General features: G+C 68.1%; 23 protein-coding genes. 6 read left to right on the top strand and 17 right to left on the bottom strand.

Features of this window, described 5'->3' with window-relative positions; genetic code table 11:
• Positions 1 to 55: 55 nt before the first annotated feature.
• Positions 56 to 607, top strand: coding sequence for a hypothetical protein (locus ACIOVG_RS12285; RefSeq protein WP_400873635.1), 552 nt, complete (start codon positions 56 to 58; stop codon positions 605 to 607).
• On the opposite strand, the gene ACIOVG_RS12290 is transcribed toward ACIOVG_RS12285, so the two are convergent.
• The 13 genes from ACIOVG_RS12290 to pdxS all read right to left on the bottom strand — a co-directional run bounded on the left by ACIOVG_RS12290 (position 594) and on the right by pdxS (position 16,471).
• On the bottom strand, positions 594 to 2,846 hold the full coding sequence (locus ACIOVG_RS12290) for a RelA/SpoT family protein (protein WP_400873638.1): 2,253 nt from the start codon (positions 2,844 to 2,846) through the stop codon (positions 594 to 596). The two genes, ACIOVG_RS12285 and ACIOVG_RS12290, sit on opposite strands and share 14 nt — an antisense overlap.
• 66 nt (positions 2,847 to 2,912) lie before the next feature.
• Positions 2,913 to 3,902, bottom strand: coding sequence for a protein translocase subunit SecF (gene secF, locus ACIOVG_RS12295; RefSeq protein WP_400873641.1), 990 nt, complete (start codon positions 3,900 to 3,902; stop codon positions 2,913 to 2,915).
• Positions 3,902 to 5,650, bottom strand: coding sequence for a protein translocase subunit SecD (gene secD / locus ACIOVG_RS12300; protein ID WP_400873644.1), 1,749 nt, complete (start codon positions 5,648 to 5,650; stop codon positions 3,902 to 3,904). Before secD ends, secF begins: the two co-directional genes overlap by 1 nt.
• 56 nt (positions 5,651 to 5,706) lie before the next feature.
• Positions 5,707 to 6,102, bottom strand: coding sequence for a preprotein translocase subunit YajC (gene yajC, locus ACIOVG_RS12305; RefSeq protein ID WP_400873647.1), 396 nt, complete (start codon positions 6,100 to 6,102; stop codon positions 5,707 to 5,709).
• 72 nt (positions 6,103 to 6,174) lie between these two features.
• A complete protein-coding gene (gene ruvB / locus ACIOVG_RS12310) occupies positions 6,175 to 7,200 on the bottom strand; it encodes a Holliday junction branch migration DNA helicase RuvB (protein ID WP_400873650.1) in 1,026 nt (341 codons plus the stop codon).
• A complete protein-coding gene (gene ruvA, locus ACIOVG_RS12315; protein ID WP_400873653.1) occupies positions 7,193 to 7,813 on the bottom strand; it encodes a Holliday junction branch migration protein RuvA in 621 nt (206 codons plus the stop codon). The genes ruvB and ruvA overlap by 8 nt, the downstream gene beginning before the upstream one ends.
• A 9-nt stretch (positions 7,814 to 7,822) precedes the next feature.
• Positions 7,823 to 8,404: a crossover junction endodeoxyribonuclease RuvC gene (ruvC, locus tag ACIOVG_RS12320; RefSeq protein ID WP_400873656.1), complete on the bottom strand. Its 582-nt coding sequence runs from the start codon at positions 8,402 to 8,404 to the stop codon at positions 7,823 to 7,825.
• Positions 8,405 to 8,449: 45 nt separating this feature from the next.
• Entirely contained in the window at positions 8,450 to 9,211 is a 762-nt protein-coding gene (locus tag ACIOVG_RS12325; protein ID WP_400873658.1) for a YebC/PmpR family DNA-binding transcriptional regulator, read from the bottom strand.
• A gap of 214 nt (positions 9,212 to 9,425) precedes the next feature.
• A complete protein-coding gene (locus tag ACIOVG_RS12330) occupies positions 9,426 to 12,788 on the bottom strand; it encodes an ATP-binding protein (protein WP_400873661.1) in 3,363 nt (1,120 codons plus the stop codon).
• Positions 12,785 to 13,450: a DUF4194 domain-containing protein gene (locus ACIOVG_RS12335; RefSeq protein WP_400873664.1), complete on the bottom strand. Its 666-nt coding sequence runs from the start codon at positions 13,448 to 13,450 to the stop codon at positions 12,785 to 12,787. The genes ACIOVG_RS12330 and ACIOVG_RS12335 overlap by 4 nt, the downstream gene beginning before the upstream one ends.
• Entirely contained in the window at positions 13,437 to 14,903 is a 1,467-nt protein-coding gene (locus ACIOVG_RS12340) for a DUF3375 domain-containing protein (protein WP_400873667.1), read from the bottom strand. The genes ACIOVG_RS12335 and ACIOVG_RS12340 overlap by 14 nt, the downstream gene beginning before the upstream one ends.
• Before the next feature lie 76 nt (positions 14,904 to 14,979).
• Entirely contained in the window at positions 14,980 to 15,582 is a 603-nt protein-coding gene (pdxT, locus tag ACIOVG_RS12345; protein WP_400873670.1) for a pyridoxal 5'-phosphate synthase glutaminase subunit PdxT, read from the bottom strand.
• Complete coding sequence (gene pdxS, locus ACIOVG_RS12350; RefSeq protein WP_400873672.1) at positions 15,572 to 16,471, bottom strand: pyridoxal 5'-phosphate synthase lyase subunit PdxS; 900 nt, start codon at positions 16,469 to 16,471, stop codon at positions 15,572 to 15,574. The genes pdxT and pdxS overlap by 11 nt, the downstream gene beginning before the upstream one ends.
• A gap of 115 nt (positions 16,472 to 16,586) precedes the next feature.
• Here pdxS and ACIOVG_RS12355 point away from each other — a divergent pair, with 115 nt between their 5' ends.
• Both ACIOVG_RS12355 and pdxY read left to right on the top strand, forming a co-directional pair.
• Positions 16,587 to 17,894, top strand: a complete 1,308-nt coding sequence (locus tag ACIOVG_RS12355) for an aminotransferase class I/II-fold pyridoxal phosphate-dependent enzyme (RefSeq protein ID WP_400873674.1) — start codon at positions 16,587 to 16,589, stop codon at positions 17,892 to 17,894.
• 46 nt (positions 17,895 to 17,940) lie between these two features.
• The gene (gene pdxY, locus ACIOVG_RS12360) at positions 17,941 to 18,792 is read left to right on the top strand and encodes a pyridoxal kinase PdxY (RefSeq protein WP_400873677.1); all 852 of its coding nucleotides are present in this window, start codon (positions 17,941 to 17,943) and stop codon (positions 18,790 to 18,792) included.
• Here pdxY and ACIOVG_RS12365 read toward each other — a convergent pair.
• The 4 genes from ACIOVG_RS12365 to ACIOVG_RS12380 form a co-directional block, all read right to left on the bottom strand.
• The gene (locus ACIOVG_RS12365) at positions 18,770 to 19,312 is read right to left on the bottom strand and encodes an HIT family protein (protein WP_400874773.1); all 543 of its coding nucleotides are present in this window, start codon (positions 19,310 to 19,312) and stop codon (positions 18,770 to 18,772) included. The genes pdxY and ACIOVG_RS12365 overlap by 23 nt on opposite strands.
• A 45-nt stretch (positions 19,313 to 19,357) precedes the next feature.
• A complete protein-coding gene (gene thrS / locus ACIOVG_RS12370; protein WP_400874775.1) occupies positions 19,358 to 21,283 on the bottom strand; it encodes a threonine--tRNA ligase in 1,926 nt (641 codons plus the stop codon).
• Between the two features lie 170 nt (positions 21,284 to 21,453).
• Entirely contained in the window at positions 21,454 to 22,122 is a 669-nt protein-coding gene (locus ACIOVG_RS12375; protein WP_400873680.1) for a response regulator, read from the bottom strand.
• Complete coding sequence (locus ACIOVG_RS12380; protein WP_400873683.1) at positions 22,119 to 23,273, bottom strand: sensor histidine kinase; 1,155 nt, start codon at positions 23,271 to 23,273, stop codon at positions 22,119 to 22,121. The genes ACIOVG_RS12375 and ACIOVG_RS12380 overlap by 4 nt, the downstream gene beginning before the upstream one ends.
• A gap of 164 nt (positions 23,274 to 23,437) precedes the next feature.
• Here ACIOVG_RS12380 and ACIOVG_RS12385 point away from each other — a divergent pair, with 164 nt between their 5' ends.
• Genes ACIOVG_RS12385 through ACIOVG_RS12395 form a run of 3 tightly spaced genes read left to right on the top strand, consistent with a single transcriptional unit; the run spans position 23,438 to position 26,218 of the window.
• Positions 23,438 to 24,388, top strand: a complete 951-nt coding sequence (locus ACIOVG_RS12385; RefSeq protein WP_400873686.1) for an alpha/beta fold hydrolase — start codon at positions 23,438 to 23,440, stop codon at positions 24,386 to 24,388.
• Between the two features lie 29 nt (positions 24,389 to 24,417).
• The gene (locus ACIOVG_RS12390) at positions 24,418 to 24,828 is read left to right on the top strand and encodes a hypothetical protein (protein ID WP_400873687.1); all 411 of its coding nucleotides are present in this window, start codon (positions 24,418 to 24,420) and stop codon (positions 24,826 to 24,828) included.
• Positions 24,829 to 24,865: 37 nt separating this feature from the next.
• Entirely contained in the window at positions 24,866 to 26,218 is a 1,353-nt protein-coding gene (locus tag ACIOVG_RS12395) for a cryptochrome/photolyase family protein (RefSeq protein ID WP_400873690.1), read from the top strand.
• The last annotated feature ends 2 nt before the right edge of the window (positions 26,219 to 26,220 follow it).

Below are 26,220 nucleotides of genomic sequence, written 5' to 3' on the forward strand. Positions count from 1 at the left end.
CCACAGGTCTCACGACAGATCCCGAGCGCGGGGTGCACTACGCCACACTGGCGTGATGCACCCCGCGCTCCTGTATGTCCCCGGTCGACGACTCAGTCTCTCCGAGCTGAGCGCGGCACGCCTCGACGGGCACGTCGTGGAACTGGGCGACGCGTACATCCCCGCGGATCTCACCGAGAGCGCCGACGTGCGCGCCAGCTCGATCGCCTCGCTCGTGCGACCGGGCACAGCCGCCGCCGGCCCCAGCGCTGCCTGGATCCACGGTGCCGGCGACACACCACCGGCCGTGCACCACATCCGCCGCTCGGTGCCGCGCCGGGTGCGGCCTCAGCTCAGCGGCCGGGTGATCTTCCATGACGGACCGCTGGGCGAGGAAGAAGTCATCCGTCTCGGCGATATCGACGTGTCGACGCCGCTGCGCACGATGCTCGACCTCGCCACGGGTGTGCACCGGGACCCGCGGTTGCGAGAGTGGATCGACCACCTCGCCCGCGTGCAGCCGTCCCTCGTCGCCGAGAGCATCTACGCGATGGCCGACTGGAACCGGGTGCCGGGAAGTCGTATCGGCCGGTCAGTGCTCGAACGTGTCGCCCTCAGGACGTCGTGACGCGGTACACGTCGTAGACCGCGTCGATACGCCGCACCGCGTTGAGCACGCGATCCAGGTGCACGGCGTCACCCATCTCGAAGACGAATCGGCTGAGTGCCAGACGCTCGTCATTCGTGTTGACCGTCGCCGAGAGGATGTTCACGTGATGCTCGCTGAGCACGCGGGTCACATCGGAGAGCAGGCCGGAGCGGTCGAGCGCTTCGACCTGGATCTGCACCCGGAACACGCTCTTCGTGGTCGGAGCCCACGACACCTCGACGAACCGGTCCTGCTCGGCGCTGAGGGCCTTGACGTTGACGCAGTCGGAGCGATGCACCGAGACGCCGCTCCCCCTGGTCACGAAACCGACGATCGCATCGCCGGGGACCGGAGTGCAGCACTTCGCGAGCTTCACGAGGATGTCGGATGCGCCGCGGACGAGCACGCCCGAGTCGCCTGCGCGCGGCTCCCTGGTGGGGATGCTGCCGGGCAGATCGATCGCGCCGGTGGTCGGGTCGTTGGCCGCGACGAGCGCCGTGACCTTCTCGAGCACGGACTGCGTGGACACGTGCCCTTCGCCGACGGCGGCGTAGAGCGCTGAGACGTCTTCGTAGCGGAGCTGCTGGGCGACCTCGGCGAACGAGTCCTGGCTCATCAGCTTCTGCAGCGGCAGGTTCTGGCGGCGCATCGCACGGGCGATGGCTTCCTTGCCCTGCTCGATCGCCTCCTCGCGGCGCTCCTTGGTGAACCACCCGCGGATCTTGTTGCGGGCACGCGTGCTCGCGACGAATCCGAGCCAGTCCTGACTCGGACCGGCATCCGGGTTCTTCGAGGTGAAGACCTCGACCACATCACCGCTCTTGAGCTCTGACTCCAGCGGAACCAGACGGCCGTTGACCTTGGCGCCCATCGTCCGATGGCCGATCTCGGTGTGGACCGCATACGCGAAGTCGACCGGAGTCGCACCGGCGGGAAGACCGATCACACGGCCCTTCGGCGTGAAGACGTAGACCTCCTTCGCACCGATCTCGAAGCGCAGAGAATCCAGGAACTCGCCCGGATCCGCGGTCTCGGCCTGCCAGTCGGAGATGTGCGCCAGCCACGCCATGTCGTTGTCGGATGCACGCAGCTCGGTCTTGCCGCCGCCGTTCATCCGCTCCTTGTACATCCAGTGGGCGGCGACACCGTATTCCGCCTGCTGGTGCATCTCGTGCGTGCGGATCTGGATCTCGACCGTGCGCCCCGCCGGTCCGATGACCGTGGTGTGCAGCGACTGGTAGAGGTTGAACTTCGGGGTGGCGATGTAGTCCTTGAATCGACCGGGCAACGGGGTCCACCGGGCGTGGATCGCACCCAGCACCGCGTAGCAGTCGCGAACGGAGGCGACCAGCACGCGGATGCCGATGAGGTCGTAGATGTCATCGAACTCACGACCGCGGATGACCATCTTCTGGTACACCGAGTACAACTGCTTCGGGCGCCCGACGACCTTGCCGCGGATGCGGAGATCGCGGAGGTCCTCGTCGATCTCCGCGACGACCTGGTTGAGGTACTTCTCGCGCTGCGGCGTGCGCTGAGCGATGAGGCTGTGGATCTCGTTGTAGATCTTCGGGTGCAGCACCGCGAAGGAGAGGTCCTCCAGCTCGGACTTGATGGCCTGGATGCCGAGTCGATTCGCCAGCGGCGCGTAGATCTCGAGGGTCTCCTTGGCCTTCTTCGCCGCCTTCTCCGGCGGCACGAAGCCCCAGGTGCGCGCGTTGTGCAGGCGGTCGGCCAGCTTGATCAGCAGCACGCGGATGTCCTTGGACATCGCGACGATCATCTTGCGGACGGTCTCGGCCTGGGCGCTCTCTCCGTACTTGACCTTGTCGAGCTTCGTGACGCCGTCGACGAGCATCGCGACCTCGTCGCCGAACTCGGCGGTCAGGTCGGTGAGGGCGTATCCGGTGTCCTCGACGGTGTCGTGGAGCAGCGCCGCAGCGATCGCACGCGGGCCGAGACCCATCTCGGCGAGGATCTGCGCGACAGCGAGCGGGTGCGTGATGTACGGCTCGCCGCTCTGGCGCTGCTGCCCGGCGTGCTTCTCCTTGGCCACGGCGTACGCGCGCTCGATGACGGAGAAGTCGCCACGAGGGTGGTTGGCGCGGACGGTGCGGATCAGATTGTCGAGGTCGTTGACCCTGGACGCGCGCGAGAAGATGCGGGGAACCAGACGTCGCAGGCTGGACCCCTGCGAAGACGACTGCGTATCCGCCATCCACTCACCTCCGAACTACATCATCTTACGCGTGCCTGCGGGGCATCGGCCCCGCCGGAGGAAGGCTCAGGCCTCGACGGACGCCTTGCTCCGTGCCGCACGGATGCGCGCGTCGCGCTCCTTGAGCTGCGGCTCGTTCTCACGGAAGAGCGAGTACAGCGGTGCGGCGACGAACAGAGTGGAGTAGGTCGCCACCAGGATGCCGACGAAGATCGACAGCGAGATGTCGGTGAGCGACTCCGCACCGAGCCAGAAGGCGCCGATGAAGAGAACCGCGCCGACCGGCAGCGCGGCGACGACAGACGTGTTGATCGATCGGACGAGCGTCTGGTTCACCGCGAGGTTGACCGATTCGCCGAAGAGTCGCGCGGATTTCTCCCCGTCCTCCGAGGTGTTCTCCCTGATCTTGTCGAACACCACGGTGGTGTCGTACAGCGAGTACGCCAGGATCGTCAGGAAGCCGATGACTGCAGCCGGGGAGATCTCGAATCCGGCCAGGGCGTAGACGCCGACCGTGATCACGAGCACGTCGAGCAGACCGATGATCGCGGCCGCCGACATCTTCCAGGTGCGGAAGTAGATCGCCAGGATGAGGAAGGTCAGAGCGAGGAAGATCGCGAGGCCCCAGAGGGACTGACGAGTGACGTTCTCACCCCAGGCCGGGCCGATGAACGACGAGGTGACGGCGTCGGGCTCGACGTTGTAGGCCTTGGCGAGAGCGTTCGCGACCTGCTGGGTCTCGGCGGCGCTCATCTGGTCGGTCTGGACGCGCACGTCCTTGTCGCTGACGATGACGACCTTGGTCGCCGCACCCGGCACGACCGAGCGCACGGCCTCGGAGGCGATGTCCTGGTCGCGGCTGTCGGGCGCCTGCACCGTGAACTGCGACCCACCGGTGAACTCGATCGAGAACTGGATCGGACGGATCAGCGGCACGAGGGCGGAACCCACCACGAGGATGATCGCGATGATGAACCACAGACGGCGCTTGCCCACGAACGGGAAGGAGGTCTTCCCGCTGTAGAGGTTGTTGCCGAACTCATTCATGGAAGGCATCAGTTGTCTCCCTCACTTCCGGCTGTGGTCGATCTGTCGTTCGAGAGTGCCTCTGCGCGCTTGCGTTCGGCGATGGTCTGCCGGCGGTCCGCCTCACCGCGCGACCGGGCGTTCTTCGCTCCGCGGCCGACCGAGGCGGTCGCCACCTCACGGTACGCGGAACGGCTGCGGTAGACGGCCCCCAGGGCCTCCGGGTCGAGACCGGAGAGCTTGTGCCCGCCGCCGAAGAATCGTGTACGGGCGAGCAGCTGCATGACCGGGTGCGTGAAGATCACGAAGATGAACACGTCGATCAGAGTCGTGAGCCCCAACGTGAACGCGAAGCCCTTCACCGTGGCATCGGCCAGGATGTACAGCACGACCGCGGCGAGGATGTTGATCGACTTGGAGATGTAGATGGTGCGCTTCGCGCGACCCCACCCGTCCTCGACAGCCGCCGTGATCGACTTGCCGTCGCGCAACTCGTCTCGGATTCTCTCGAAGTACACGATGAACGAGTCCGCCGTGAATCCGATCGACACGATCAGACCGGCCACACCCGCGAGCGAGAGGCGGAAGCCGAGCCGCCACGCGAGGATGCAGATGATGATGTACGTCAGGACCGCCATCACCGCGATCGAGGCGATGATCACCGACCCGAGCGCGCGATAGACGATCAGCGAGTAGATGGCCACCAGCGCGAGACCGATGAGACCCGCGATCAGACCGATCTGCAGCTGCTGGGTACCCAGGGTCGCCGAGATCGTGTCGGAGCTCTGCACCGTGAAGCTGAGGGGCAGCGCACCGAACTTCAGCTGGTCGGCGAGGGTCGTCGCGGACTCCTGCGTGAACGATCCGGAGATGCTGGGGCGGCCGTCGAGGATCACGCCGTTCATGCGTGGCGCCGAGATGACGCTGCCGTCGAGCACGAACGCGAACTGGTCGCGCGGAGCGAGGCCGTCGATGCGGTTCTGGTTCAGACGCGTGCTGACCTTGCCGAAGGCGTCGGCGCCGTCACCGTTCATGGTGAGCTGCACCAGCCACGCACCCGACTTCGGGTCGCGACCGCTGGTCGCGTCCTCGATCGCCGTGCCGGTCAGCTCGGTCGGGCCGAGGAGATACTTGGTCTGCCCGCTGGGATCGCACGCGATCAGCGGCTGCTCCTTCGGCGCGTTCGAGGCGTCGTTGGCGGGGTCGCTGCAGTCATAGGCGAGGAACTCCGCCTGCAGCTTCGGCGTGATCCAGGACAGGTCGCTGCCGTCGGTCGGTTCGGGTGACGGCGTCGACTCGAGAGAGGGATCCGGGCTCGGGAACGGAGTCGCGACGCCGTCCTCACCCGTGAACTCCGTGGCAGCACCGGTCGTGGCCAGCACCGCGCGGAACTCGAGCTGAGCGCTCGACTGGATCCGCTCGCGGGTCTGCTCATCAGCAGGCCCGGGGATCTGGACGACGATGTTGCGTCCACCCTCGGTGGTGATGTCCGCCTCGGCGACACCCGAGGCGTCGACGCGCTGGCGGATGATGGCTGCAGCCTGGTTGAGCTGTTCCGCCGAGGGGTCTGCGCCGTCTTCGGTCTCGGCGCTCAGCACGATCTGCGTGCCGCCCTGGAGGTCGAGCGCGAGCTCAGGAGTCCAGGAGCTCGCCGGATCGCCGTTGCTGTCCGTGAAGACGTAGACGCCGAGCGAGTTGATGCCGAACAGCACGCCCGTCACGAGGAGCAGGCCGAGGAGGACCCGCCAGGCGTGACGGACCGGAGAGGATGAAGCCACGTGTGTTCAGCTTTCTGAGATGCCGGAGTTACGAAGTACCGCGCAGAGGCGGAGGATTACTTGTCGTCTGCGTCGCGATCGAGACGCGCACGCGTCTCTTCCGGCGTCTCCAGCTCGACGGCCGGAGCGGACTCGACGGCGGCGTCATCGGACACGACCTCGTCGACGACGACATCCTTGGGCTCGACGATGCGCAGGATCGCCTGGCTGTGCACCTCGATGATGGTTCCCGGAGCGATCTCGACGAGCGCCGGGGAATCGAGGTCCTCAGGGTCGTAGGCCACGATCGTGCCGTAGATGCCGCCCTGGAGGAGCACCTTCACGCCGGGGACGGTCTTGGTCGCCTTCTCCTCCTGCTCCGCCTTCATCGCCTTCGTGCGCTTGCGCGTGTTGAAGATCATGAAGACGAGGAGGACGGCGAGAAGACCGAAGAGGAGGAATTCCATGGGCATGGGTGCAGCGCCTTTCTCAGGTGCGCACTCCAGCCATTGGGCGCGCAGAGGTATCCGGGAAGTCTTCAGCGATTATAGGTCATCAAGGCGAAGCGTCCCGTCGGGGTGCGGCACGCCGAGGTGCGCATAGGCCTCCGGCATCGCCACCCGACCCCGCGGTGTACGCCCGAGGAATCCGATCCGCACGAGATAGGGCTCGACGACGCTCTCGACCGTCTCGCCCTCCTCGCCGACCGCGACCGCGAGCGTGCTGAGCCCCACCGGGCCGCCGCGGAACCGGCGCACGAGCGCTTCCAGCACTGCGCGGTCGAGCCTGTCGAGCCCGATCGGGTCGACGTCGTAGAGCTCGAGAGCCGCACGCACATCGGAGATGGTGGCGGCTCCCCCGCTGTGCACCAGCGCATAGTCGCGCACCCGTCTCAGCAGTCGGTTCGCGATACGCGGAGTGCCGCGGGATCGACGTGCGATCTCCGACAGCGCGTCCGTCGGCACATCCACACCGAGCACGGCCGCCGATCGTGCGATGACCTGTTCGAGCTCGAACTCCTCGTAGAACTCGAGATGGCCGGTGAAGCCGAAGCGGTCGCGCAGCGGGTTCGGGAGCAGGCCGGAGCGGGTGGTCGCGCCGACGAGCGTGAACGGCGCCAGCTCGAGGGGGATGCTCGTGGCGCCCGCCCCCTTGCCCACCATGATGTCGATGCGATAGTCCTCCATCGCGAGGTACAGCATCTCCTCGGCCGAGCGGGCCATCCGGTGGATCTCGTCGATGAACAGGACCTCGCCGGGTACCAGGCTCGACAGCAGCGCGGCGAGGTCGCCGGCGTGCTGGATGGCGGGACCGCTCGACAGACGCAGTGGCCGCTCGCTCTCGTGGGCGACGATCATCGCGAGCGTCGTCTTCCCGAGTCCAGGGGGGCCGGCGAGCAGGATGTGATCGGCGGGGCGGCTCTGGATACGGGCCGCCTCGAGCAGCAGCTGCAGCTGTCCTCGCACCTTCTGCTGACCCACGAACTCGCCGAGACTCGACGGACGCAGGGCGCCCTCGATCGCGAGCTCGGTCTCGTCGACCGGCTCAGTGGCGTCCAGAGCGTCAGCCACGTGTCTGGCCTCCCTGCGCGGGGCCGAGCAGAGCGAGCGTGCGGCGCAGCAGTGCAGCCACCGAATCCCGCTCGGCATCGGTCGCCTCGGACGCGGTCTGCGCTGCGGCTTCCGTCGCGACCTTGTCGGACCAGCCGAGCCCGACCAGTGCGGCGGCGACCTGGGTGACGACGTCGGTCGATCCTGCGCTGGTCTGCTTCGAGCCGGGGGCCACCGGCTGCACCTTGCCGGCCAGCTGCAGCACGATGAGCTTCGCGGTCTTCGGGCCGATACCCGAGACGCGACGGAACGGCGCATCGTCCTCCGCGGTGACCGCCTCGGCGATCTGGTCCACCGTCATGTGCGAGAGCACGCCGAGCGCGGACTTCGGCCCCACACCGGTGACACTGATCAGCAGGCCGAAGATCTCCAGCTCGCTCCGGTCCGCAAAGCCGTAGAGCGAGAGCGCATCCTCTCTCACGATCAGACTCGTGTGCAGGAGCAGCCGCTCGCCGACGGTCGCGGTGTGCGGGATATCGGAGGGCACCGCGACCGAGAACCCGACGCCGCCCACGTCGATGACGACCTGGTCGGCCGTCGTGTGCAGGACGACGCCGTGCAGGGAGGAGATCATCCCCTCAGCCTACGACCCCGATCGTAGGTATGTTCGAGCGACACGCTCCGCATCCGCCCACGCGCGCTGCGCGGGCGTCAGCGTCGCCTGACCGGGAGCTCCGGTGCTCCCGCGCCGCCAGGCGTGGCACAGTGCGATCGCGAGGGCGTCCGCGGCGTCCGCTGGCTGCGGTGGGGCGTCCAGACGCAGGATGCGAGCGATCATCGCCTGCACCTGACGCTTGTCCGCGGCGCCGTACCCCGTGACGGCGGCCTTGACCTCGCTCGGCGTGTGGGTCGCTGCGGGAAGTCCGGCCTCGGCGGCGACCAGGAGCGCGACTCCGCTCGCCTGGGCCGTCCCCATCACCGTGTGCGTGTTCTGCTGCGCGAAGACGCGCTCGACCGCGACGGCGTCTGGTCGATGCTCGGCGATCGCCTCGCGGATGCCGGCGGCGACGATCGCGAGACGGTCGCCGATCTCCGCATCCGGGGACGACCGGATGACCCCAACGTGCACCAGGGTCCCGCGACGCGTGCGATCGACATCGACGATTCCGACACCGCAGCGGGTGAGGCCGGGGTCGATGCCGAGGACGCGGAGAGAGGAGCTCACTCCCCCAGGCTAGGCCGGAGGGAGCACACGAGCCGTTCGGCGCGCCTAGGCCTCGTCGTTCTCCAGCTCCGCCTGCACCTCAGGGGTGAGGTCGAAGTTGGTGAACACGTTCTGCACGTCTTCGCTGTCTTCGAGTGCGTCGATCAGTCGGAAGATCTTGCGTGCCGTGTCGGCGTCGATCTCGACCTTGAGGTTCGGGACGAACTCGACGTCGGCGGATTCGTAGTCGATGCCGGCTTCCTGCAGCGCGCTGCGCACCGTGACCAGGTCAGTCGCCTCGGTGACGATCTCGAAGCCCTCGGCGTGGGGCTCGATCTCCTCGGCGCCCGCCTCGAGCGCCGCCATCATGACGTCGTCCTCGGTCGTGCCTTCGGAGCCGACGACGATGACGCCCTTGCGGCTGAAGTTGTACGCCACGCTCCCCGGGTCGGCGAGCGTGCCGCCGTTGCGGCTGAGAGCCGTGCGGACCTCGGCCGCTGCACGGTTCTTGTTGTCCGTCAGACACTCGATCATGAGGGCGACGCCGTTGGGACCGTAGCCTTCGTACATGATCGAGAGGTACTCGACGGCTTCGCCGCCGATACCCGCGCCGCGCTTCACCGCGCGGTCGATGTTGTCCTTGGGGACAGAGGTCTTCTTCGCCTTCTGCACCGCGTCGAACAGCGTCGGGTTGCCCTGCAGATCAGGTCCGCCGAGCTTCGCCGCGACCTCGATGTTCTTGATGAGCTTGGCCCAGGACTTGGCGCGCCTGGAGTCGATGATGGCCTTCTTGTGCTTCGTGGTCGCCCACTTGGAATGCCCGGACATAAGTCTCCGCTCGTCGTATCCGCCCCGGAGCTCGCACCCAGGGCATCGTCCATTCTAACGAACTGCCGTGGCCGGACACGCGTACTGGATCAGCCGGGGCGTCGGACAGGTGTCTCGCGTCACACTGAGGGAGATCAGAACTGCGCCCGCGCCGCCGCGCCGTGCCAGTCGCCCGGGTACCTGGATCGCCTCCCCGGCGTGAGGAGACGTCCGATCAGACACCTCCCTCGGCGGGCAGACCCACCTTCGGACGGGCCCACGAACGACCGCGGGTGTCCTTCAGGATGTCGTACTCGACGTCCACGTGCGGTTCGATCGCGCTGTACTTGTCGTTCGGTGCACCGATCACGAGCTGGAACCCCAGACCCCGCCACGCGCCGATCGCGCGCTTCGTGAAGTGCGCGTCCGCCTTGATCAGGGCTTCATCCATGAACACCGGCGCATACCGCGGACGCGCCGCGCCCGCATCGCCCAGCTGGTACCGCAGCGCTGCGCCCACGATGAAGGCCACGAGCTCCTGCGACTCTCCCCCCGACTTCTCGCCGATGTGGTCGTACAGCGCGACATGCTCGCGCGTCGTCGCGTGGATCCGCTCGGCGCTCACCCTGACGTGGTTGCGCACATCGATGAGCTCCGCGAAGTCCGGCGCCGTCCGGCGCATCCGAGCTATCAGTCGGCTCATCCTGCGATACACGCTCTCGCGCTCTGCATCGGTCGATGCTGCTTCGATGAGACCGCGCACCTCGCGCAGCTCCTTGCGGAATCGTCTGCGCGCCTCCGACTGATTCTCACGCGGCGTGATCTGCAGACGGTGCTCGTCGTCGTAGAACGGGAGCGCTTCCATGATCGTGTTGATCGGGTCGATGCGGTTCTTGATCTCCCGCAGGGATCGGCTGAGCGTCGAGTCCAGACTCGTCAGATCGTTGCCGGACAGTTTGAGGAGGCTGTCCCGCCATTCGGACTCCAGCTCGTGCAGACCACTGGTCTCGAGTGCGTCGAGGATCCCCACGAACTCGGCGACCGACTCGTCGGGGTCGGGCAGGAGGGTGAGGGTGTCCCAGCGCTCGAGGAAACTCGTCATCAGACGTCGCATCTGCTCGCGCTGGTCGGCGTGCGCTGCGGCCGCCGATGTGCGGTCTTCCAGAAGCCTGGTCGCCGCGCTGCGCAGAGCGGAGTCGAGGTGTGCCAGTCGCTCCGATGCCCTGACGCTGACGGCCGTGTCGGCGCCGAGGAAGCGCGCATCGAGGAAGGAGCGGTGCCGCTCCTCGACCGCGATCTCCGCGGCCTCCGCGGCATCGACGATCCGCTGACAGGCGTCGACCTGCTCGGTCACCTCCACCCACCGGTCCTCTGCGACCATGAGCTCACCGTCGAGACGAGCGTTCTCGTCACGAAGGCTCCCCAATCGGACTCTGAGGTCCTCGGCCCGACGCCGCAGCTCCGCGATGTGCGGGTTCGCGTCGGTGACCTCCGCCTCGACGGCCAGCCATCTCTCCCGCTCGGCTGCCACGGTCTCCACGTCGACATGCTCCCAGGTCAGATCCTCGATCTTGGCCTGAGCCTTCGATCGCGACTCGATCCGGTCCAGTGCGGCCTCCGCGTCCGCTGCCGCCGTCCGCGCCGCCTCGAGCGCGTGCTCGGAGTCGCTGATCAGCTCGTCCAGCTCCCGTAGCCGACGCTCGTTCGTGAACCCCAGCACATTGGATCTCCCATGCCCGCCGTGAGACCCGCCACTGCCCCGCGAGACCTGCCCCGTGATCGTGAGCGCCTTCGGGTGCGCCGACAGGTCCGCGGTCGAGTCCACGCACACGAAACCGAAGCGCTCCTCGAGGCGCTGCTGCAGCCACCCGGTGAAGGCGGTCGAGCGGTGATCCAGGCGCCCGGGAAGAGTCCGCGGGTCGGCACTGCGGGTTTCGGACAGGCCGGTGTGTACGCCTTCGTACGTGATCCGCTCCGGAGTGCGCACGGAGTCGATCGCGGCGCGGAAACGAGCGAGGTGGGCCACGTCGATCAGGAGGGTTCTCGCGAATCCACCGAGGGCGAGATTGAACGCCTCTCGCCACGGCTCGAACTCCGTGCGCACCTCGACGAGCTCGCCGACGAACGGCAGGTCCGCGATATCGAGGGAGGCGGCCTCCGCGAGCAGCGCGCGCGATTCGTGCAGGCGCGCGGGGATGCTGCCGCGGACGCCGTCCGCTTCCGCGCGCTCGGTGCGCAGCGCACGCAGCGCCGTCTCGGCCGCGCGCCGCGCGGACTCCGCCTCGGCGAAGGTCGCCCTGGCTGCGCGTATGCCGCCATCGGGTGCGGAGCTGCGGACCTCGGCGAGAAGGCCGTCGAACTCTTCTGCTGTCCTCACCTCGACGCCCAGCTCGCCGACGATGGCGTCGAAGCGCTCGCGCTCCCGCTGCACGTCCTCCCAGCGACGCGTGACGGCGCGCAGTTCGCGCTGCGCCGTCTCGAGACGGTCGCCGCCCGACTGCCGCGCGACGTCCAGGAGCCCGTCCCGCTCGGACTCCGCCGCGTCGATGAGCGCGCGCTTCTCACGCACGGCCAGCTGGAGGGCGCGAGTTCGTTCGCGCAACTCCGTCTCGACCTCGCGCAGCAGATCGAGTCGACGCTCGGCGCTCCACAACGCCGCGAGCGAAGACGGCTCGGAGAAGACCCCGACCTCGTCCACGACCCGCATGCGCTCCGCGGCGGCCTCGATGCGCTGCGAGATCCCGCGGATCGGCTCCAGGGCTGCCACCTGCTGCTTGGCCACCAGCATGCGTGTGCGCGTACTCTCCAGTTCATCGAAGTGCGCGACCACCGCATCGGCAGTCGCCATCGTCTCGGGCTCATCGAGCACGAGCTTCTTGTAGAGGTCGTCGACCGTGGTGATCTGCTGGCCGGCCTGGATGCGGGCCAGCAGGCTGATCGCCTTCGCGCCGGAGCCGGCAGCGCCGATGCCGAGCACGGCGTGCAGGCGGGCCGAGAACTCGCGGTCGGTCGGCATCGGTTCGAGCCCCGTGGCGCGCACCGACGCATCGCTGAGCCGTTGCACCGCAGCCTGCTCGAGCCTCGCGAGGTCGAAGGCGCCGTCGATCGTGGCGCGCAGCCTCGTGGTGTCCTCCAACGTCCGGGCGTCCGCGGGGATGTACCAGCCGCGGACGGCCGTGAAGCGCGAACCGTCGTGGTCCAGCCAGGTCATCGAGACCGCGCTCCAGGTGTCTTCTCCGTCGCCGCGCAGAACGCGCAGCTTCGTGCCTTCGTCGGTGCGGGACTCGTCGATCTTGCCTCGCCCGTAGGAGAGGATGTTCCGCTGCTCCTCTCCGCGGGGACGCCCGGTGACACCGCCGTTGGACGCACCGTTGAACGGAGTCGTGTGCGGCATCATCAGCGCGATGTAGCCGTCCATGAGCGTGGACTTCCCCGATCCCGATCCCCCGCACAGCAGGGTCGCATCCGGCGAGAAGCGCACGCGATGGGGACCGCCGTCGTAGCCGCCCCAATTGATGAGCTGCAGTTCCTCGGCGATCCACTGCTGTCCGCGGGAGCTCGCGGGGATCAGACCGAAGAGCGTGTCCATCATCGTCATCGCGCCACCACCGCCTGGGCCCGAAGCCACTCCCGCAACTCCCTGAGCGTCTCGGCGCTGAGCACAACCTCGACGAGCGCCGTGATCCGATACCGCCCGCTGGTCTCTTCCTGCACGATGCCCTCTCGGTCCAACCGATCCAGCGCGCTACGGATCGCCCGCTGCTGTTTCGCGGTTCCGCCGTCGACGTCGGCGAAGTAGCTGAGCACGGTCTGCTCGATGTCCTCGATGTCGATCCGCACGGATCCTTCGCCCGATGCGGACTCGCGCTGATAGACCGTTCGCAGGTGCACGAGCACCAGCGTCTCGGTGCGCGAGTACGGCGAGTCCTTCAGCAGCACGGGCATCTCGATCTCGTCCGAGCGCAACTGCTGCTTGTAGGCGAATCCTCGAGCGTGGTCGATGATCAGCCGCAGGTAGATGTCATTGAGTCGGGATTCGATCACCTGCTGGTGCTCGATCAGCAGGGTCCACTCGCGGCGGTTGCGCTCCATCGAGATGAACCGGCGCTGCAGGAGATGCACGAGCACGCGCCTGATCTCCGGGTCGAGCGTGCCACGGTCCCCCGGGAAATGCGCCTCGAGGTCCTCCTCCATCGCCGTCGGATCGATGAACCCTTCGTCGCCACCGGCCGGGGTGAGATCGTCGTCACTCAACTGCATCCTCCTTCGTGCTGCGCGCCGTGACCGCACCGAACGCGAAGCGGCGAGTCGTACCGTCCGGTCGCAGCGTGTCGACCGTCGAGATCCCTGCACCGTCCGTGAGTCCGTTGCGGTGCGCGATCTCGAGCAGACCGAGAAGATCGACAGGGCGTCGAGCCGAGTCGGGAACCGCGCGGAACGCGTCGGCGAGATCGAACTCCGCGTCGAGCCCGGAGACGTACTCCTCGAGCTCGGTGTACCTCGGTCCACCCCACGCACGTGTGTCGTGATCGAGGAAGTCGATCTCGTCGGCTTCCGCGAGGGGCGCGGGGGCGCGCGGTGGGCGGACGTCGCCGGCCGTCTGACGCAGATGCCCCAGGTCGACCAGCGGCATGCTGCGCACCGGGTCGACGATCGTGCCTGGCCCCGCCCACCCGTGGAGCCCGGCGATCACGTCGCGCAGGAGATCGTCGATCTGACGATCGCGCAGCGGATCGTGCGTCTTCACCTGGCCGGTGATGACGTGTGAGGCACGTCGCTGTGCCGACAGCACCTCTTCCACTCCCAGTTCGACCCGTCTGCCGATCGCATCGAGCTCGGCCCGCTGCGTGCCGTCGAGCATGCGCGCGAAGCGCTGGCCCAGAAGTCCGCGAAGCTGCTCGGTGAGGGCATCGATGCGGTCGGGGTCGCCGATCAGTCGCAGTGCTCCGGCGAAGGCGCGTCCCTCGGGTGTGGACTGCATCACGTCCTGCGCACGCTGGAGGTACTCGCGCAGGACCTCGCTCGTCGGCCGCTCGTCCCGCCGGAGATGCGCGACGACGTCGCGCTGCATGGATCGGAGCGACTCGGCCACACGAGTGAAGTCCGCCGGCAGCTCGCGAGCCAGATGCAGGACGTTCTCCGCCTCTTCGAGGAGCTCCTCGTCGTCCGCGGGAGCCGAGACTCCGGTCTGCTCGATGCGAGCGATCTCGGCGTCGATCGCATCACGCTCCGCGCGCAATCGCGACAAGCGGCGAACCGGGTCGACCTCCGCGTTGACCGAAAGCCGCTCCACGGCCTCGAGCAGCGTGCGCACACGGGAGTTCGACACCCGCGTACGACCTCCGCCGGTGCGGCCCGATATCTCGAGTGCTGCGACGGCATGCGCCGACAACCGATAGACCTCGGTGTCGTCGTCGATCTGCTGGATCAGCCAGCCCAGACGCACCCAGTTGCGACACACGTCGCGGCCGCTCCCGGAAGGCAACCGCCTGTCATCCTCGTCGTCATACCCTGCCGCACGGAGCTCCTCGAGCACCTCCGCGAGTTCGGCATGCGCATCCGCAACCGCCACCGACGCCCGGTCGGCGCTGAACAGCAGCGTGAGAGACGCCACGACGAACGGGGCGAAACGGCCGTGAAGCAGATCGAGCGTCGGAGTGCTGAAAGCGGTGACGGCACGTGCATACGCAGCCTCAGCCCTGGATCCAGTCACTCACAAGAGAATAGTCCGAGCTCGGCGACCTGCCCGTCTCGCCCCGGTGCGCGGCGGGTCGCTCCGCACCCCGGTATCACCCGGCGACGCGTTCCCGCACGCTCTCGAGGAAGCGGGCGTGGAAGCGCGTCTCGCCGTCGACCTCCGGGTGGAAGCTCGTCCCGAGCAGGTTCCCCTGCTGCACCGCGACGACCGTACCGTCCGCGAGGGACGCCAGCACGTCGACGTCCGCCCCGACGCGCTCCACGATCGGCGCACGGATGAAGGTCGCGTGCACCGGGGGGTCGCCGAGCACGGGTACGGCGATCTCGGTCTCGAACGACTCGGTCTGGCGTCCGAAGGCGTTGCGCCGCACAGCGATGTCCATCCCGCCGAACGACTGCTGTCCGTCGATGCCGTCGAGCACCGTGTCGGCGAGCAGGATCAGGCCGGCGCAGGTCCCGTACACGGGCAGGCCGGCCGTGATCGCGGCTCTGATGGGCTCGCGCATGCCGAAGATGCGCGAGAGCTTGTCGATCACGCTCGATTCGCCACCGGGGATGACCAGTCCGTCGACCGCGGCGAGCTCCTGCGGGCGTCGGACGAGGACGACGTCGGCGCCCAGGCCCGCGAGCAGGGCGGCATGCTCGCGCACATCGCCCTGGAGCGCCAGGACGCCGACGCGAGTGCTACCAGCCACGCTCGGCCAGGCGGTGCGGCGCCGGCAGGTCGGATACGTTGATGCCGACCATCGCTTCGCCGAGTCCGCGGGAGACCTCGGCGATGACCTTCGCGTCATCGTAGAAGGTGGTGGCCTTGACGATGGCCTTGGCGCGTTCCACCGGGTTGCCCGACTTGAAGATGCCGGAGCCGACGAACACGCCGTCGGCGCCGAGCTGCATCATCATCGCCGCGTCCGCGGGCGTCGCGACGCCGCCGGCCACGAACAGGACGACCGGGAGCTTGCCGGTCTCCGCGATCTCCGCAACCAGCTCGTAGGGCGCCTGCAGCTCCTTCGCGGCGACGAACAGCTCGTCCTTCGGCAGCGCCGTCAGGGCGGCGATCTCCCCGCGGATCTTGCGGATGTGCTTCATCGCCTCCGAGACGTCGCCCGTCCCGGCCTCGCCCTTGGAGCGGATCATCGCGGCACCCTCGTTGATGCGGCGAAGGGCCTCGCCCAGGTTGGTCGCACCGCACACGAACGGCACGGTGAAGCCGTACTTGTCGATGTGGTTGACGTAGTCCGCGGGCGAGAGCACCTCGGACTCGTCGATGTAGTCGACGCCGAGCTCTTGCAGCACCTGGGCTTCGACGAAGTGGCCGATGCGCGCCTTCGCCATGACCGGGATCGAGACGGCGTCGATGATGCTGTCGATCATGTCGGGGTCGCTCATCCGCGAGACGCCGCCCTGCGCGCGGATGTCGGCGGGCACCCGCTCGAGCGCCATCACGGCGACGGCTCCGGCATCCTCGGCGATCTTCGCCTGATCGGCGGTCACGACGTCCATGATGACGCCGCCCTTGAGCATCTCCGCGAGGCCGCGCTTCACGCGCGCGGATCCGGTGGTGGCCTGTTCGGTGCTGGACATGACGTTCCTCTCGGTGAGCCGATCGACGAGGCTCTTGGCGTGATCCGAAGACAACTTTGATCTATGTCAAAAGATAGCATCGTCCGGCACGACCTAGAATCGGTCCTGAGGACACATGAGCGACGACATCCGAGGGACCACCGCAGCCGACATCGCCGACAGCGTGCGCGCCCTTCGTGAACGTGGTGTGCTACGGCCGGGAAGCCTGCTCCCTCCGGTGCGCGAGCTCGCTGCGACGCTCGGCGTCAATCGGAACACCGCCGTGTCCGCATACCGCCAGCTCGCCCAGGCGGGGCTCGTCGTCTCGCGTGGTCGGGCCGGCACGGTGATCGCCGGCGTGGATGCCGTCGCGCAGGAGGGCTACGCCTCCGACACGGTTCTGCGCGACGTGGCGACCGGCAACCCCGATCCCGCATTGATCCCCGATCCCACCCCGGCGCTGGCCACCGTCGCCGGGCGGCCCGTGCTCTACGGCGAGCCCGTGATCGACCGCGGGCTCGACGCGTGGGCGCGCGACTGGGTCGCCCCTGACCTCAGCGACACCGACTTCCGGATCACCGTGACCAGTGGCGCGGTCGATGCGGTCGAGCGCCTGCTCGCCCAGGCGCTGACCCGCGACGACGCGGTCGCGCTGGAGGACCCGTGCTTCCTCGCCAGCATCCACACCGTGCGTCTCGGCGGCTATCGCGCGGTGCCGGTGCCGGTCGACGCCGAGGGGATGACCGTCGAGGGGCTGCGCGCCGCGCTCGCCGCCGGGGTCCGCGCCGTCATCTGCACCCCGCGGGCACAGAACCCCACCGGCGCCAGCCTGTCTGCTCAGCGCGCCGCAGAGCTGCGCGAGGTGCTCGTCGATCACCCCTACGTGCTCCTGATCGAGGACGACCACTTCTCGATGCTGTCCCAGCGCCCCTACGAGTCGCTGATCGGACCGGGGCATCGTCGTTACGCCCTGGTGCGCTCGGTGTCGAAGTTCCTCGGACCCGACATGTGCCTCGCGATCGCGGCGACGGACTCCGAGACCGCCGACCGGCTCGCGATGCGCCTGAGCCCCGGCACGACCTGGGTGAGCCATCTGCTGCAGCGCCTCACGCTCGCGCAGCTCACGGATGACGACGTCTCCGCCCGCGTCACGGCAGCCGGGGCGCACTACGCCGCCCGCAACGCGGCGTTCACCGCGCGGCTGCGCGAACACGGCATCGACGCTCCTGTCACCGACGGCCTCAGCCTCTGGATCGAGCTGCCACGCCCGGCGCGCGTCGTCGTGGAACGCCTGATGCGCCGCGGGTGGCTCGCCCGCACCGGCGACGAGTTCGCGCTGGGCGACCGGGCGGAGCCGTCCCACCACCTGCGCCTCACCGTGCACGACCTCTCCGACGACGATGCGGCCACGCTCGTCACCGACCTCGTCGCGGCAGTGCGATGATCCCTCGACGCGCACAGCAGTGCGCCCTGAATGAAAGGATCGGGAGATGAAGATCCTCTCCATCCAGTCCGCCGTCGCATACGGTCACGTCGGGAACTCGGCAGCGGTCTTCCCGCTGCAGCGCATCGGCGTGGAGGTGCTCCCGGTCTACACCGTGAACTTCTCCAACCACACCGGCTACGGCGCCTGGCGAGGTCCGCTGATCGCTCCCGACGACGTGCGCGAGGTCATCACCGGCATCGAGGAGCGCGGGGTCTTCGGACAGATCGACGCGATCCTCAGCGGCTACCAGGGCGGCGAGGGCATCGGCGATGTGATCATCGACGCGGTCGCCAGGGTGAAGGCGGCGAACCCCGCCGCGATCTACGCCTGCGATCCCGTCATGGGCAACGCCAAGTCCGGGTGCTTCGTCGCTCCCGCCATCCCTGTCCTGCTGCGCGAGAAGGTCGTGCCGGTGGCCGACATCATCACGCCGAACCAGTTCGAGCTGGGGTTCCTCACCAACACCGAACCCGACACGCTGGAGTCCACGCTCGCCTCCGTCGACCTCGCCCACGCGATGGGGCCGCGCACCGTCCTGGTGACCAGCGTCGAACGACCCGATCGCGAAGAGGGAACGATCGAGATGCTGGCCGCGGACGAGCACGGCGCCTGGATCGTGCAGACCCCGCATCTGCCGATGAAGGCGAACGGATCAGGTGACGTCACCGCCGCGCTGTTCACCGCGCACTACGTCGAGACCGGCAGCGCGAAGACCGCGCTCGAGCGCACCGCGTCCAGCGTGTACGACCTGCTCAAGGCGACGCTCGAATCAGGAGAGCGCGAGCTCCTCCTGGTCGAGGCGCAGGAGTTCTACGCGAATCCGCGCATGCAGTTCACCGCGCGTCAGGTCCGCTAGGCCACGCGTTCGCCACGGCCTCCCGCACCTCGCCGAGGAGCTGCGGGAGCGCCTTGGTCTTGGCGATGATCGGGAAGAAGTTCGCATCCGACGTCCACCGCGGCACGATGTGCTGGTGCAGGTGCCCGTCGACGCCAGCGCCGGCGACGGCTCCCTGGTTCATGCCCAGGTTGAAGCCGTCGCAGTGTGACACCTCGCGCAGCACCCGCATGCCGATCTGGGTGAGAGCGCCGATCTCGGCGACCTCCTCCGCGGACGCCTGGTCGTACGTGGCGATGTGGCGATACGGGCACACCAGCAGGTGGCCCGAGTTGTACGGGAACAGGTTCAGCAGCACGTACGCCGTCTCGCCACGCGCGACGATCAGACGCTCGGCGTCCGGGTGCTTCGGAGCCTCGCAGAACGGGCACTCCTCACGCAGCGGCTCCGGCCCCGCCTGGATGTACGCCATCCGATGCGGGGTCCACAGCCGCTGGAACTCGTCGGGCACACCGGCGAGATGGCCGGCGTCCTCGACCATCTCAGACACCGGCGGGTCCGTGAGCGAGCGGAGCGAGTCGAAGGGTCACACCAGATCCCCTGCCGTCTGCACGAGCGCATGCGTGTCGATCGCCGCGCGGATGCGGGCCACGGCGTCCGCGATCGGCACACCGTTCTCCTGCGTGCCGTCGCGGTAGCGGAACGAGACGGTACCGGCGTCGCGATCCTTCTCCCCGGCGATCAGCAGCAGCGGAACCTTGCCGGTCGTGTGCGTGCGGATCTTCTTCTGCATCCGGTCATCCGACGTGTCGAGCTCGGCGCGGACGCCGGAGTCCCGCAGCGTGTGGATGACGTCGCCGAGGTAGTCGGCGAAGTCGTCGGCGACGGGGATGCCGACCACCTGCACCGGCGACAGCCACACCGGGAAGTCACCGGCGTAGTGCTCGAGCAGGATCGCGAAGAAGCGCTCGATCGAGCCGAACAGTGCGCGGTGGATCATGATCGGACGCTTCTTCTGCCCGTCCTTGTCCATGAACTCGAGGTCGAAGCGCTCTGGCAGGTTGGGATCGACCTGCACGGTCGACAGCTGCCACGTGCGGCCGATCGCATCGCGTGTCTTCAGGTCGATCTTGGGTCCGTAGAACGCGGCCTCGCCCGGCACCTCGGTGAGCTTCAGCCCGGAGGCGACGGCGACGCGGCGGAGCGCGTCGGTCGACGACTCCCAGAACTCGTCGGAGCCGATCCACTTCGACTTCTCATCGTCCTTCATCGACAACTCGAGCTCGAAATCGGTGAGGCCGAAGTCGCGGAGCATCGAGAGGATGAAATCGAGGACCTTCGCCACCTCGCCCTCGAGCTGGTCGGGCGTGACGAACAGGTGCGAGTCGTCCTGAGTGAAGCCGCGCACACGGGTCAGTCCGTGCAGCGCACCGGAGAGCTCGTTCCGGTACACCGTGCCGTTCTCGGCGAAGCGCAGCGGCAGGTCGCGGTAGCTGCGTGCACGCTCCTTGTAGATCAGGATGTGCATCGGGCAGTTCATGGGCTTCAGGTAGTAGTCCTGGCCCTGCTTGGTGATGTGGCCCTCGTCGTCGCGCTCCTCGTCCATGACGATCGGCGGGAACATGCCGTCCTTGTAGGTGACGAGGTGGTTCGAGGTGAGGAAGAGGTCCTCCTTCGAGATGTGCGGCGTATACACGTACGTGTAGCCGCCCTCGATGTGGCGCTTGCGTGCGTGCTGCTCCATCTCGCCGCGGATCATGCCGCCGCGCGGGTGCCATACCGACAGTCCCGAACCGATCTCCTCGGGGAACGAGAACAGGTCGAGTTCCTTACCCAGGCGACGGTGATCGCGCTTGGCCGCCTCTTCGAGCCGGTGCTGATAGGCGCGCAGCTCGTCCTTGGTGGGCCAGGCCGTCCCGTAGATGCGCTGCAGCTGCGGGTTCTTCTCACTCCCGCGCCAGTAGGCGGCGGCGATGCGGGTGAGGTCCCAGCCGTTGCCGATCATGCGCGTGTTGGGCAGGTGCGGTCCGCGGCAGAGGTCCTTCCAGACGACCTCGCCGTCGCGCGTGGTGTTGTCGTAGATCGTCAGCTCGCCCTCGCCGACCTCGACCGAAGCGCCCTCGGCGGCTTCCTTCCCGCCTTTCAGGCCGATCAGCTCGAGCTTGAACGGCTCGTCGGCGAGTTCGGCGCGGGCCTCGTCGTCCGTGACGACGCGGCGTACGAAGCGCTGACCCTCGCGGACGATCCGCTGCATCTCCTTGGTGATCGCCTTGAGGTCCTCCGGCGTGAACGGCGAGTCGACGCCGAAGTCGTAGTAGAAGCCGTCGGTGATGGGCGGGCCGATGCCGAGGTTCGCCTGCGGGTTGATCCGCTGCACCGCCTGCGCCAGCACGTGCGCCGTCGAGTGGCGCAGGATGTTCAGCCCGTCGGGGCTGTCGATCGTGACCGCCTCGACCTCGTCGGCGTCGGTCACTGTGGTCGCGAGGTCCTTGAGGATGCCGTTGACGCGCATGGCGACGACGGATCGGTCAGAGAACAGGGCGAAGCCGTCTGTCGGCTGGGCGTTTTCAGGCACTGATCACTCCATCTGGGTCTGGATCTAGGCTACTCGCATGCCCGGGGCGTCCTGACCGCTGTGGCGGGGTTCCCGCGCACGATTCGATCGTCGATGAACGCGAGCCCTCAGGCGCCGGCGATCACGAGACCGGATTCGTAGGCGAGGATCACGAGCTGTGCCCGATCTCGCGCATCGAGCTTCGCCATGATCCGGTGCACATGCGTCTTCGCCGTGTGCGGCGAGATCGTGAGCTCCCCGGCGATCTCCTGATTCGTCCGCCCTCCTGCGACGAGGAGGAGCACCTCCCGCTCACGGGCAGTGAGTCGCGCGAGCATCTCCCCCTGAGCGCGGGACATCGTCGGGGCCGCGCGCCGCAGTGATCGCTCGATGAGCGCGCGCGTCGCGGCCGACGACAGAAGCGACTCCCCCGCGTGGATCGTCCGGACGGCGTGCACGATCTCGTCGGGCTCCGCGCCCTTGCCGATGAAGCCGCTCGCGCCCGCGCGCAGCGCCGCCACCACGTACTCGTCCTCTTCGAAGGTGGTGAGGATCAGCACCCGCGCCAGGCTGCCGCGTCGTTCCGCGCAGATCGACTCGGTCGCGGCGATGCCGTCCATCTCGGGCATCCGGATGTCCATCAGTACGACATCGGGCTCGTGATCGGCGACCAGGGCCACGGCCTGCCGTCCGTTCGCCGCTTCGCCGACCACCCGGAGTCCGCCGTCGGTCAGGATGTCGCGCACGGCTTGGCGCACGAGGGGCTGGTCGTCGACGACGATGACGGAGATGCTCATGCGCTGCCGCTCTCTGCGGGGATCCGCACCGAGAGGACGAACCGCCCGTCCGTGTCATCGGTGTCGACCTGTCCTCGTACCGCGGTGACCCGTTCACGGAGGCCCCGAAGGCCATGGCCGCTCACGGTCCGCGCCGTGGACGACGTGCTCCGGGCGTTGACGAGCGTGAGCACGAGAGCATCGGCATCCGTGTGGATCGACACCGTGACCTCCCCGCCCACGCCATGCTTGTGGGCGTTCGTCAGCCCCTCCTGGAGGGCGAGGTAGGCGACATGATCGCTTGCCGGGGAGAGGGTGGCGGCGATGTGATCTCGATCCACGTCGACGTGCAGGCCGACCGCGGTGAAGCGCGCGATGAGTGCGTCCCGTTCGCCGAGACCGCTCTGCGGATGAAGCGATCGCGCGTCGTCCGTGTCATCAGAGCGGAGCAACGCCATGAGCCCGCCGATGTCTGTGAGAACCGTGCGGGACGCGCTGCGGATCGTCGTCAGGGCCTCGCGCGCGCGCTCGGGTCTCGTCTCCAGCGCCGACGAGGCGACGCCGGCGTTCAGACTGATCACCGAGATCTGGTGCGCGACGACATCGTGCAGATCGCGGGCGATGCGTACCCGCTCCTCGGCGACGCGCCGACGTGCTTCCTCGTCGCGCCCGTGCTCCGCACGTTCCGCGCGCTCGGTGATGCCGGCGAGCACCTCCCGTCGAGACCGCGTGGCGTCACCGAGGGCGCCGCCGAGGAGGATGAGCACCACGAACTGGAACGCCGTGGAGTCGAACAGATCGCCGCCCAGCGCGAGTCCGTTCGAGAGGTAGGCGATGAGGGCCGCGCTCACCACCGCGATCACTCCGATGAGTCGGCCGCGCTGATCGACGACCGTGAATGCGGCCACCGCAGCCGCCACGAGTGCACTCGGGGCGATGATGCCGGCCGTGGCGACGAGGATCGCGCACAGCAGGCTCACCGCGAGTACGACCAGCGGCCGCCTGCGGCGAACCAGCATCGCGGCGGCAGGGACCAGCGCCGGGATCATGAGCAGTCCCCGCGCTCGATAGAGATCATCCGGGATCGGCAGGACCGCGAACGCCACGACCATCGCGATGACGATCACATCTCGCACGCGGCGCGCGATCTCCGGGTCGCGTGGGGACAACATCACTCCAGTATTCCGCGGCGACCGTCTCGGCGGATCCCCCGCTGGGGTGAATCCGTGTACCGCGAACGCGGTAGATGACTGTCTGCGCTGGAGCGACGCGGCGGCCCACCGGACCGGGAACGCTGGAGGACAGGAGCGCACCGCGCGCTGCAAGAGAGGTTCCTGTGAAGAAGTTCGCGAAGAGAGCAGTGTTCGTCCTGTCCGGGATCGCCGGCGTCCTGGCGGTCGGGCTGGCGACGACGACGCTCGTCAACGTCGTGGCGAGCGGTGCCGAGGCGGATCAGATAGAGCCGTACGGGCAGCCCGTGACGGTGGACGGCCGTGAGATGAACGTGCTGGTGACGGGGAGCGGTCCGTCGACGATCGTGCTCCTCCCGGGCTACGGCACCGCGTCACCCGTTCTCGACTTCGCACCGCTCGTCGACGATCTGGCGCAGGATCACCGCGTGGTCGTCGTCGAACCGTTCGGCTACGGCCTGAGTGACAGCACCGACCGCCCTCGCACCACCGAGAACATCGTGACCGAGGTGCACGCCGCGCTGCAGGAGCTCGATATCGACCGGTACATCCTGGCGGGGCACTCCATCGCCGGGATCTACGGCATCGAGTACACGAACCGCTACCGCGACGAGGTGTCCGCGTTCGTCGGGATCGACACCAGCGTGCCGGGACAGCCGAACATGGACATCGTGTTCCCGATCGGTCTCCTGTCCGCCGCGAAGAACCTCGGCCTCATCCGAGTGGTCAAGGCGATCGACGGGGTCGGCTACGACGAGCCGGCATACTCGGACGACGCCCGCGAGCAGATCACGCTGATCAGCAATCGCAACGCGCTCACGCCCACCATCCTCGATGAGATGGACCGCATCCGCACGAACTTCGCGGATGCGAAGGATGCACGCTTCCCCACGGATCTGCCCTTGTTGCTGTTCGTCGTGGCGCACAACGCCGTCACCCCGGAGTGGCTGTCGCTGCACGAGCGCCAGGCCGCCACCGTCAACGACGGCACAGTCATCCCGATCGATGGCGAGCACTATCTGCACCACACCCACTCCCCCGAGATCGCCGACGGACTGCGCACCTGGGAGCAGACGCGCGCGACGGCGAACGAGTAGTCGACGGTCGGGCGAGGTAGCGTGAGCGGATGAGCAGAGCAATCGCACGGTGGGTCCTCGCCCTCGCTCTCGGCGCGATCGGCGTGCTTCACTTCGTCGGCACACGCGGGTTCCGGGTGGTCGTGCCGGACTGGGCGACCCGGATCACCCGCCTGGACAAGAACGACATCGTGATCGCCTCGGGGGCGGCCGAGATCGCGCTCGCCGCAGGACTCATCGCTCTTCCGCGGGAACGTCGACGCGTCGGATGGGCGACCGCGGCGTTCTTCGTCGCCGTGCTGCCCGGCAACATCCACCAGTGGCGCACGCGGCGCTCGACGCCCGGGCTCGACACCGACGCCCGACGCTTCGGACGCCTGTTCCTGCAGCCCGTGCTGGTCATCTGGGCTCTCTGGGCCACCGGCGAGCCGGCGCGACGCTCCACTCGTCGCGGCCGGTGAACGGCACGATGTCGTCCGCCTCCGCGAGAATGGTGCCATGTCCTCCCCTACGATCGTCTGGTTCCGCGACGACCTCCGCCTCGCCGACAATCCGGCGCTGAGGGCGGCGATCGATCGAGGGGAACCCGTCATCGCACTGTTCGTGCTCGATGAGGAGTCGCCAGGGATCCGCCCGCACGGCGGAGCTGCGCGCTGGTGGCTGCATCACTCCCTCGCATCGCTGAGCGAGCGAATGCGCGAACGAGGCGCGACGCTCGTGCTGCGCCGCGGCCCCGCCGGCAGGGTCGTACACGAGATCGCACAGGAGAGCGGAGCCGGCGCGGTGGTCTGGAACCGTCGCTACGGTGGCCCCGAGCGCAAGATCGATGCGGAGCTGAAGACCGCGCTGCGTGCAGACGGGCTCGACGTCACCTCGTTCGCGGGCTCGCTGCTGCACGAGCCCTGGACCGTCACCACCGGCAGCGGCACGCACTACTCGGTCTTCACGCCGTTCTGGCGGGCCTGCCTCGCGCTGCCGGCCCCGCGCTCGCCGCTGCCGGAGCCGCGGACGATCGACGGATTCGGCGCTGCGACGGCATCCGACGACCTCGACGACTGGGGCTTGCTGCCGACACGACCGGACTGGGCAGCCGGACTGCGGGAGACGTGGGAGCCCGGAGAGCCCGCGGCCCGTCGCCGGCTGAGAGCCTTCCTCGACGAGGATCTCCCGGCATACGACCGCGCGCGCGACGAGCCGGCGGCCGGGGCGACCTCGCTGCTCTCGCCGCGACTCCGCTGGGGCGAGCTCAGCCCCTTCACGGTGTGGGCCGAGTCCGTGGACACCGAGGGCGCCGGCGGATTCCTGTCGGAGATCGGGTGGCGGGAGTTCGCGTGGCACACGCTCTTCCACTTCCCCGACCTCGCGACGAAGAACCTGCGACGAGAATTCGACGCCTTCCCCTGGCCGCGCCTGAAGCCGAGCCACCTGGAGGCGTGGCAGCGCGGAGACACCGGCGTGCGACTCGTGGATGCGGGGATGCGGGAGCTCTGGCGTACCGGCTTCATGCACAACCGCGTGCGGATGGTCACCGCGTCGTTCCTTATCAAGAACCTGATGATCGACTGGCGCCGTGGTGAGGAATGGTTCTGGGACACGCTCGTCGACGCCGATGGGGCGAGCAATCCGTTCAACTGGCAGTGGGTCGCGGGCTCCGGTGCGGACGCTGCCCCCTATTTCCGCATCTTCAACCCCGAGCTGCAGGCCAAGAAGTTCGACCCGCAAGGGCTGTACGTGACGCAGTGGACCGGGGACACGCTCGCGCAAGAACCGATCGTCGACCTCGGCGAGACGCGCAAGGCTGCTCTCGCCGCCTATGACGTCGTCAAGAGGACGCCGCGCGGCCAGGAGTGAGA

The organism is Microbacterium sp. NPDC087591 (genome assembly GCF_044743625.1).
Lineage (GTDB): Bacteria > Actinomycetota > Actinomycetes > Actinomycetales > Microbacteriaceae > Microbacterium.

Coding starts and splice junctions, on each gene's coding strand:
- ACIOVG_RS12285 (WP_400873635.1), top strand. CDS start 56: ATGCACCCCGCGCTCCTGTATGTCCCCGGTCGACGACTCAGTCTCTCC.
- ACIOVG_RS12290 (WP_400873638.1), bottom strand. CDS start 2,846: ATGGCGGATACGCAGTCGTCTTCGCAGGGGTCCAGCCTGCGACGTCTG.
- secF (WP_400873641.1), bottom strand. CDS start 3,902: ATGCCTTCCATGAATGAGTTCGGCAACAACCTCTACAGCGGGAAGACC.
- yajC (WP_400873647.1), bottom strand. CDS start 6,102: ATGCCCATGGAATTCCTCCTCTTCGGTCTTCTCGCCGTCCTCCTCGTC.
- ruvA (WP_400873653.1), bottom strand. CDS start 7,813: ATGATCTCCTCCCTGCACGGCGTCGTCCTGCACACGACGGCCGACCAG.
- ACIOVG_RS12325 (WP_400873658.1), bottom strand. CDS start 9,211: ATGTCCGGGCATTCCAAGTGGGCGACCACGAAGCACAAGAAGGCCATC.
- ACIOVG_RS12330 (WP_400873661.1), bottom strand. CDS start 12,788: ATGACGATGATGGACACGCTCTTCGGTCTGATCCCCGCGAGCTCCCGC.
- ACIOVG_RS12335 (WP_400873664.1), bottom strand. CDS start 13,450: ATGCAGTTGAGTGACGACGATCTCACCCCGGCCGGTGGCGACGAAGGG.
- pdxS (WP_400873672.1), bottom strand. CDS start 16,471: ATGTCCAGCACCGAACAGGCCACCACCGGATCCGCGCGCGTGAAGCGC.
- ACIOVG_RS12355 (WP_400873674.1), top strand. CDS start 16,587: ATGAGCGACGACATCCGAGGGACCACCGCAGCCGACATCGCCGACAGC.
- pdxY (WP_400873677.1), top strand. CDS start 17,941: ATGAAGATCCTCTCCATCCAGTCCGCCGTCGCATACGGTCACGTCGGG.
- ACIOVG_RS12365 (WP_400874773.1), bottom strand. CDS start 19,312: ATGGTCGAGGACGCCGGCCATCTCGCCGGTGTGCCCGACGAGTTCCAG.
- thrS (WP_400874775.1), bottom strand. CDS start 21,283: ATGCGCGTCAACGGCATCCTCAAGGACCTCGCGACCACAGTGACCGAC.
- ACIOVG_RS12375 (WP_400873680.1), bottom strand. CDS start 22,122: ATGAGCATCTCCGTCATCGTCGTCGACGACCAGCCCCTCGTGCGCCAA.
- ACIOVG_RS12380 (WP_400873683.1), bottom strand. CDS start 23,273: ATGTTGTCCCCACGCGACCCGGAGATCGCGCGCCGCGTGCGAGATGTG.
- ACIOVG_RS12390 (WP_400873687.1), top strand. CDS start 24,418: ATGAGCAGAGCAATCGCACGGTGGGTCCTCGCCCTCGCTCTCGGCGCG.
- ACIOVG_RS12395 (WP_400873690.1), top strand. CDS start 24,866: ATGTCCTCCCCTACGATCGTCTGGTTCCGCGACGACCTCCGCCTCGCC.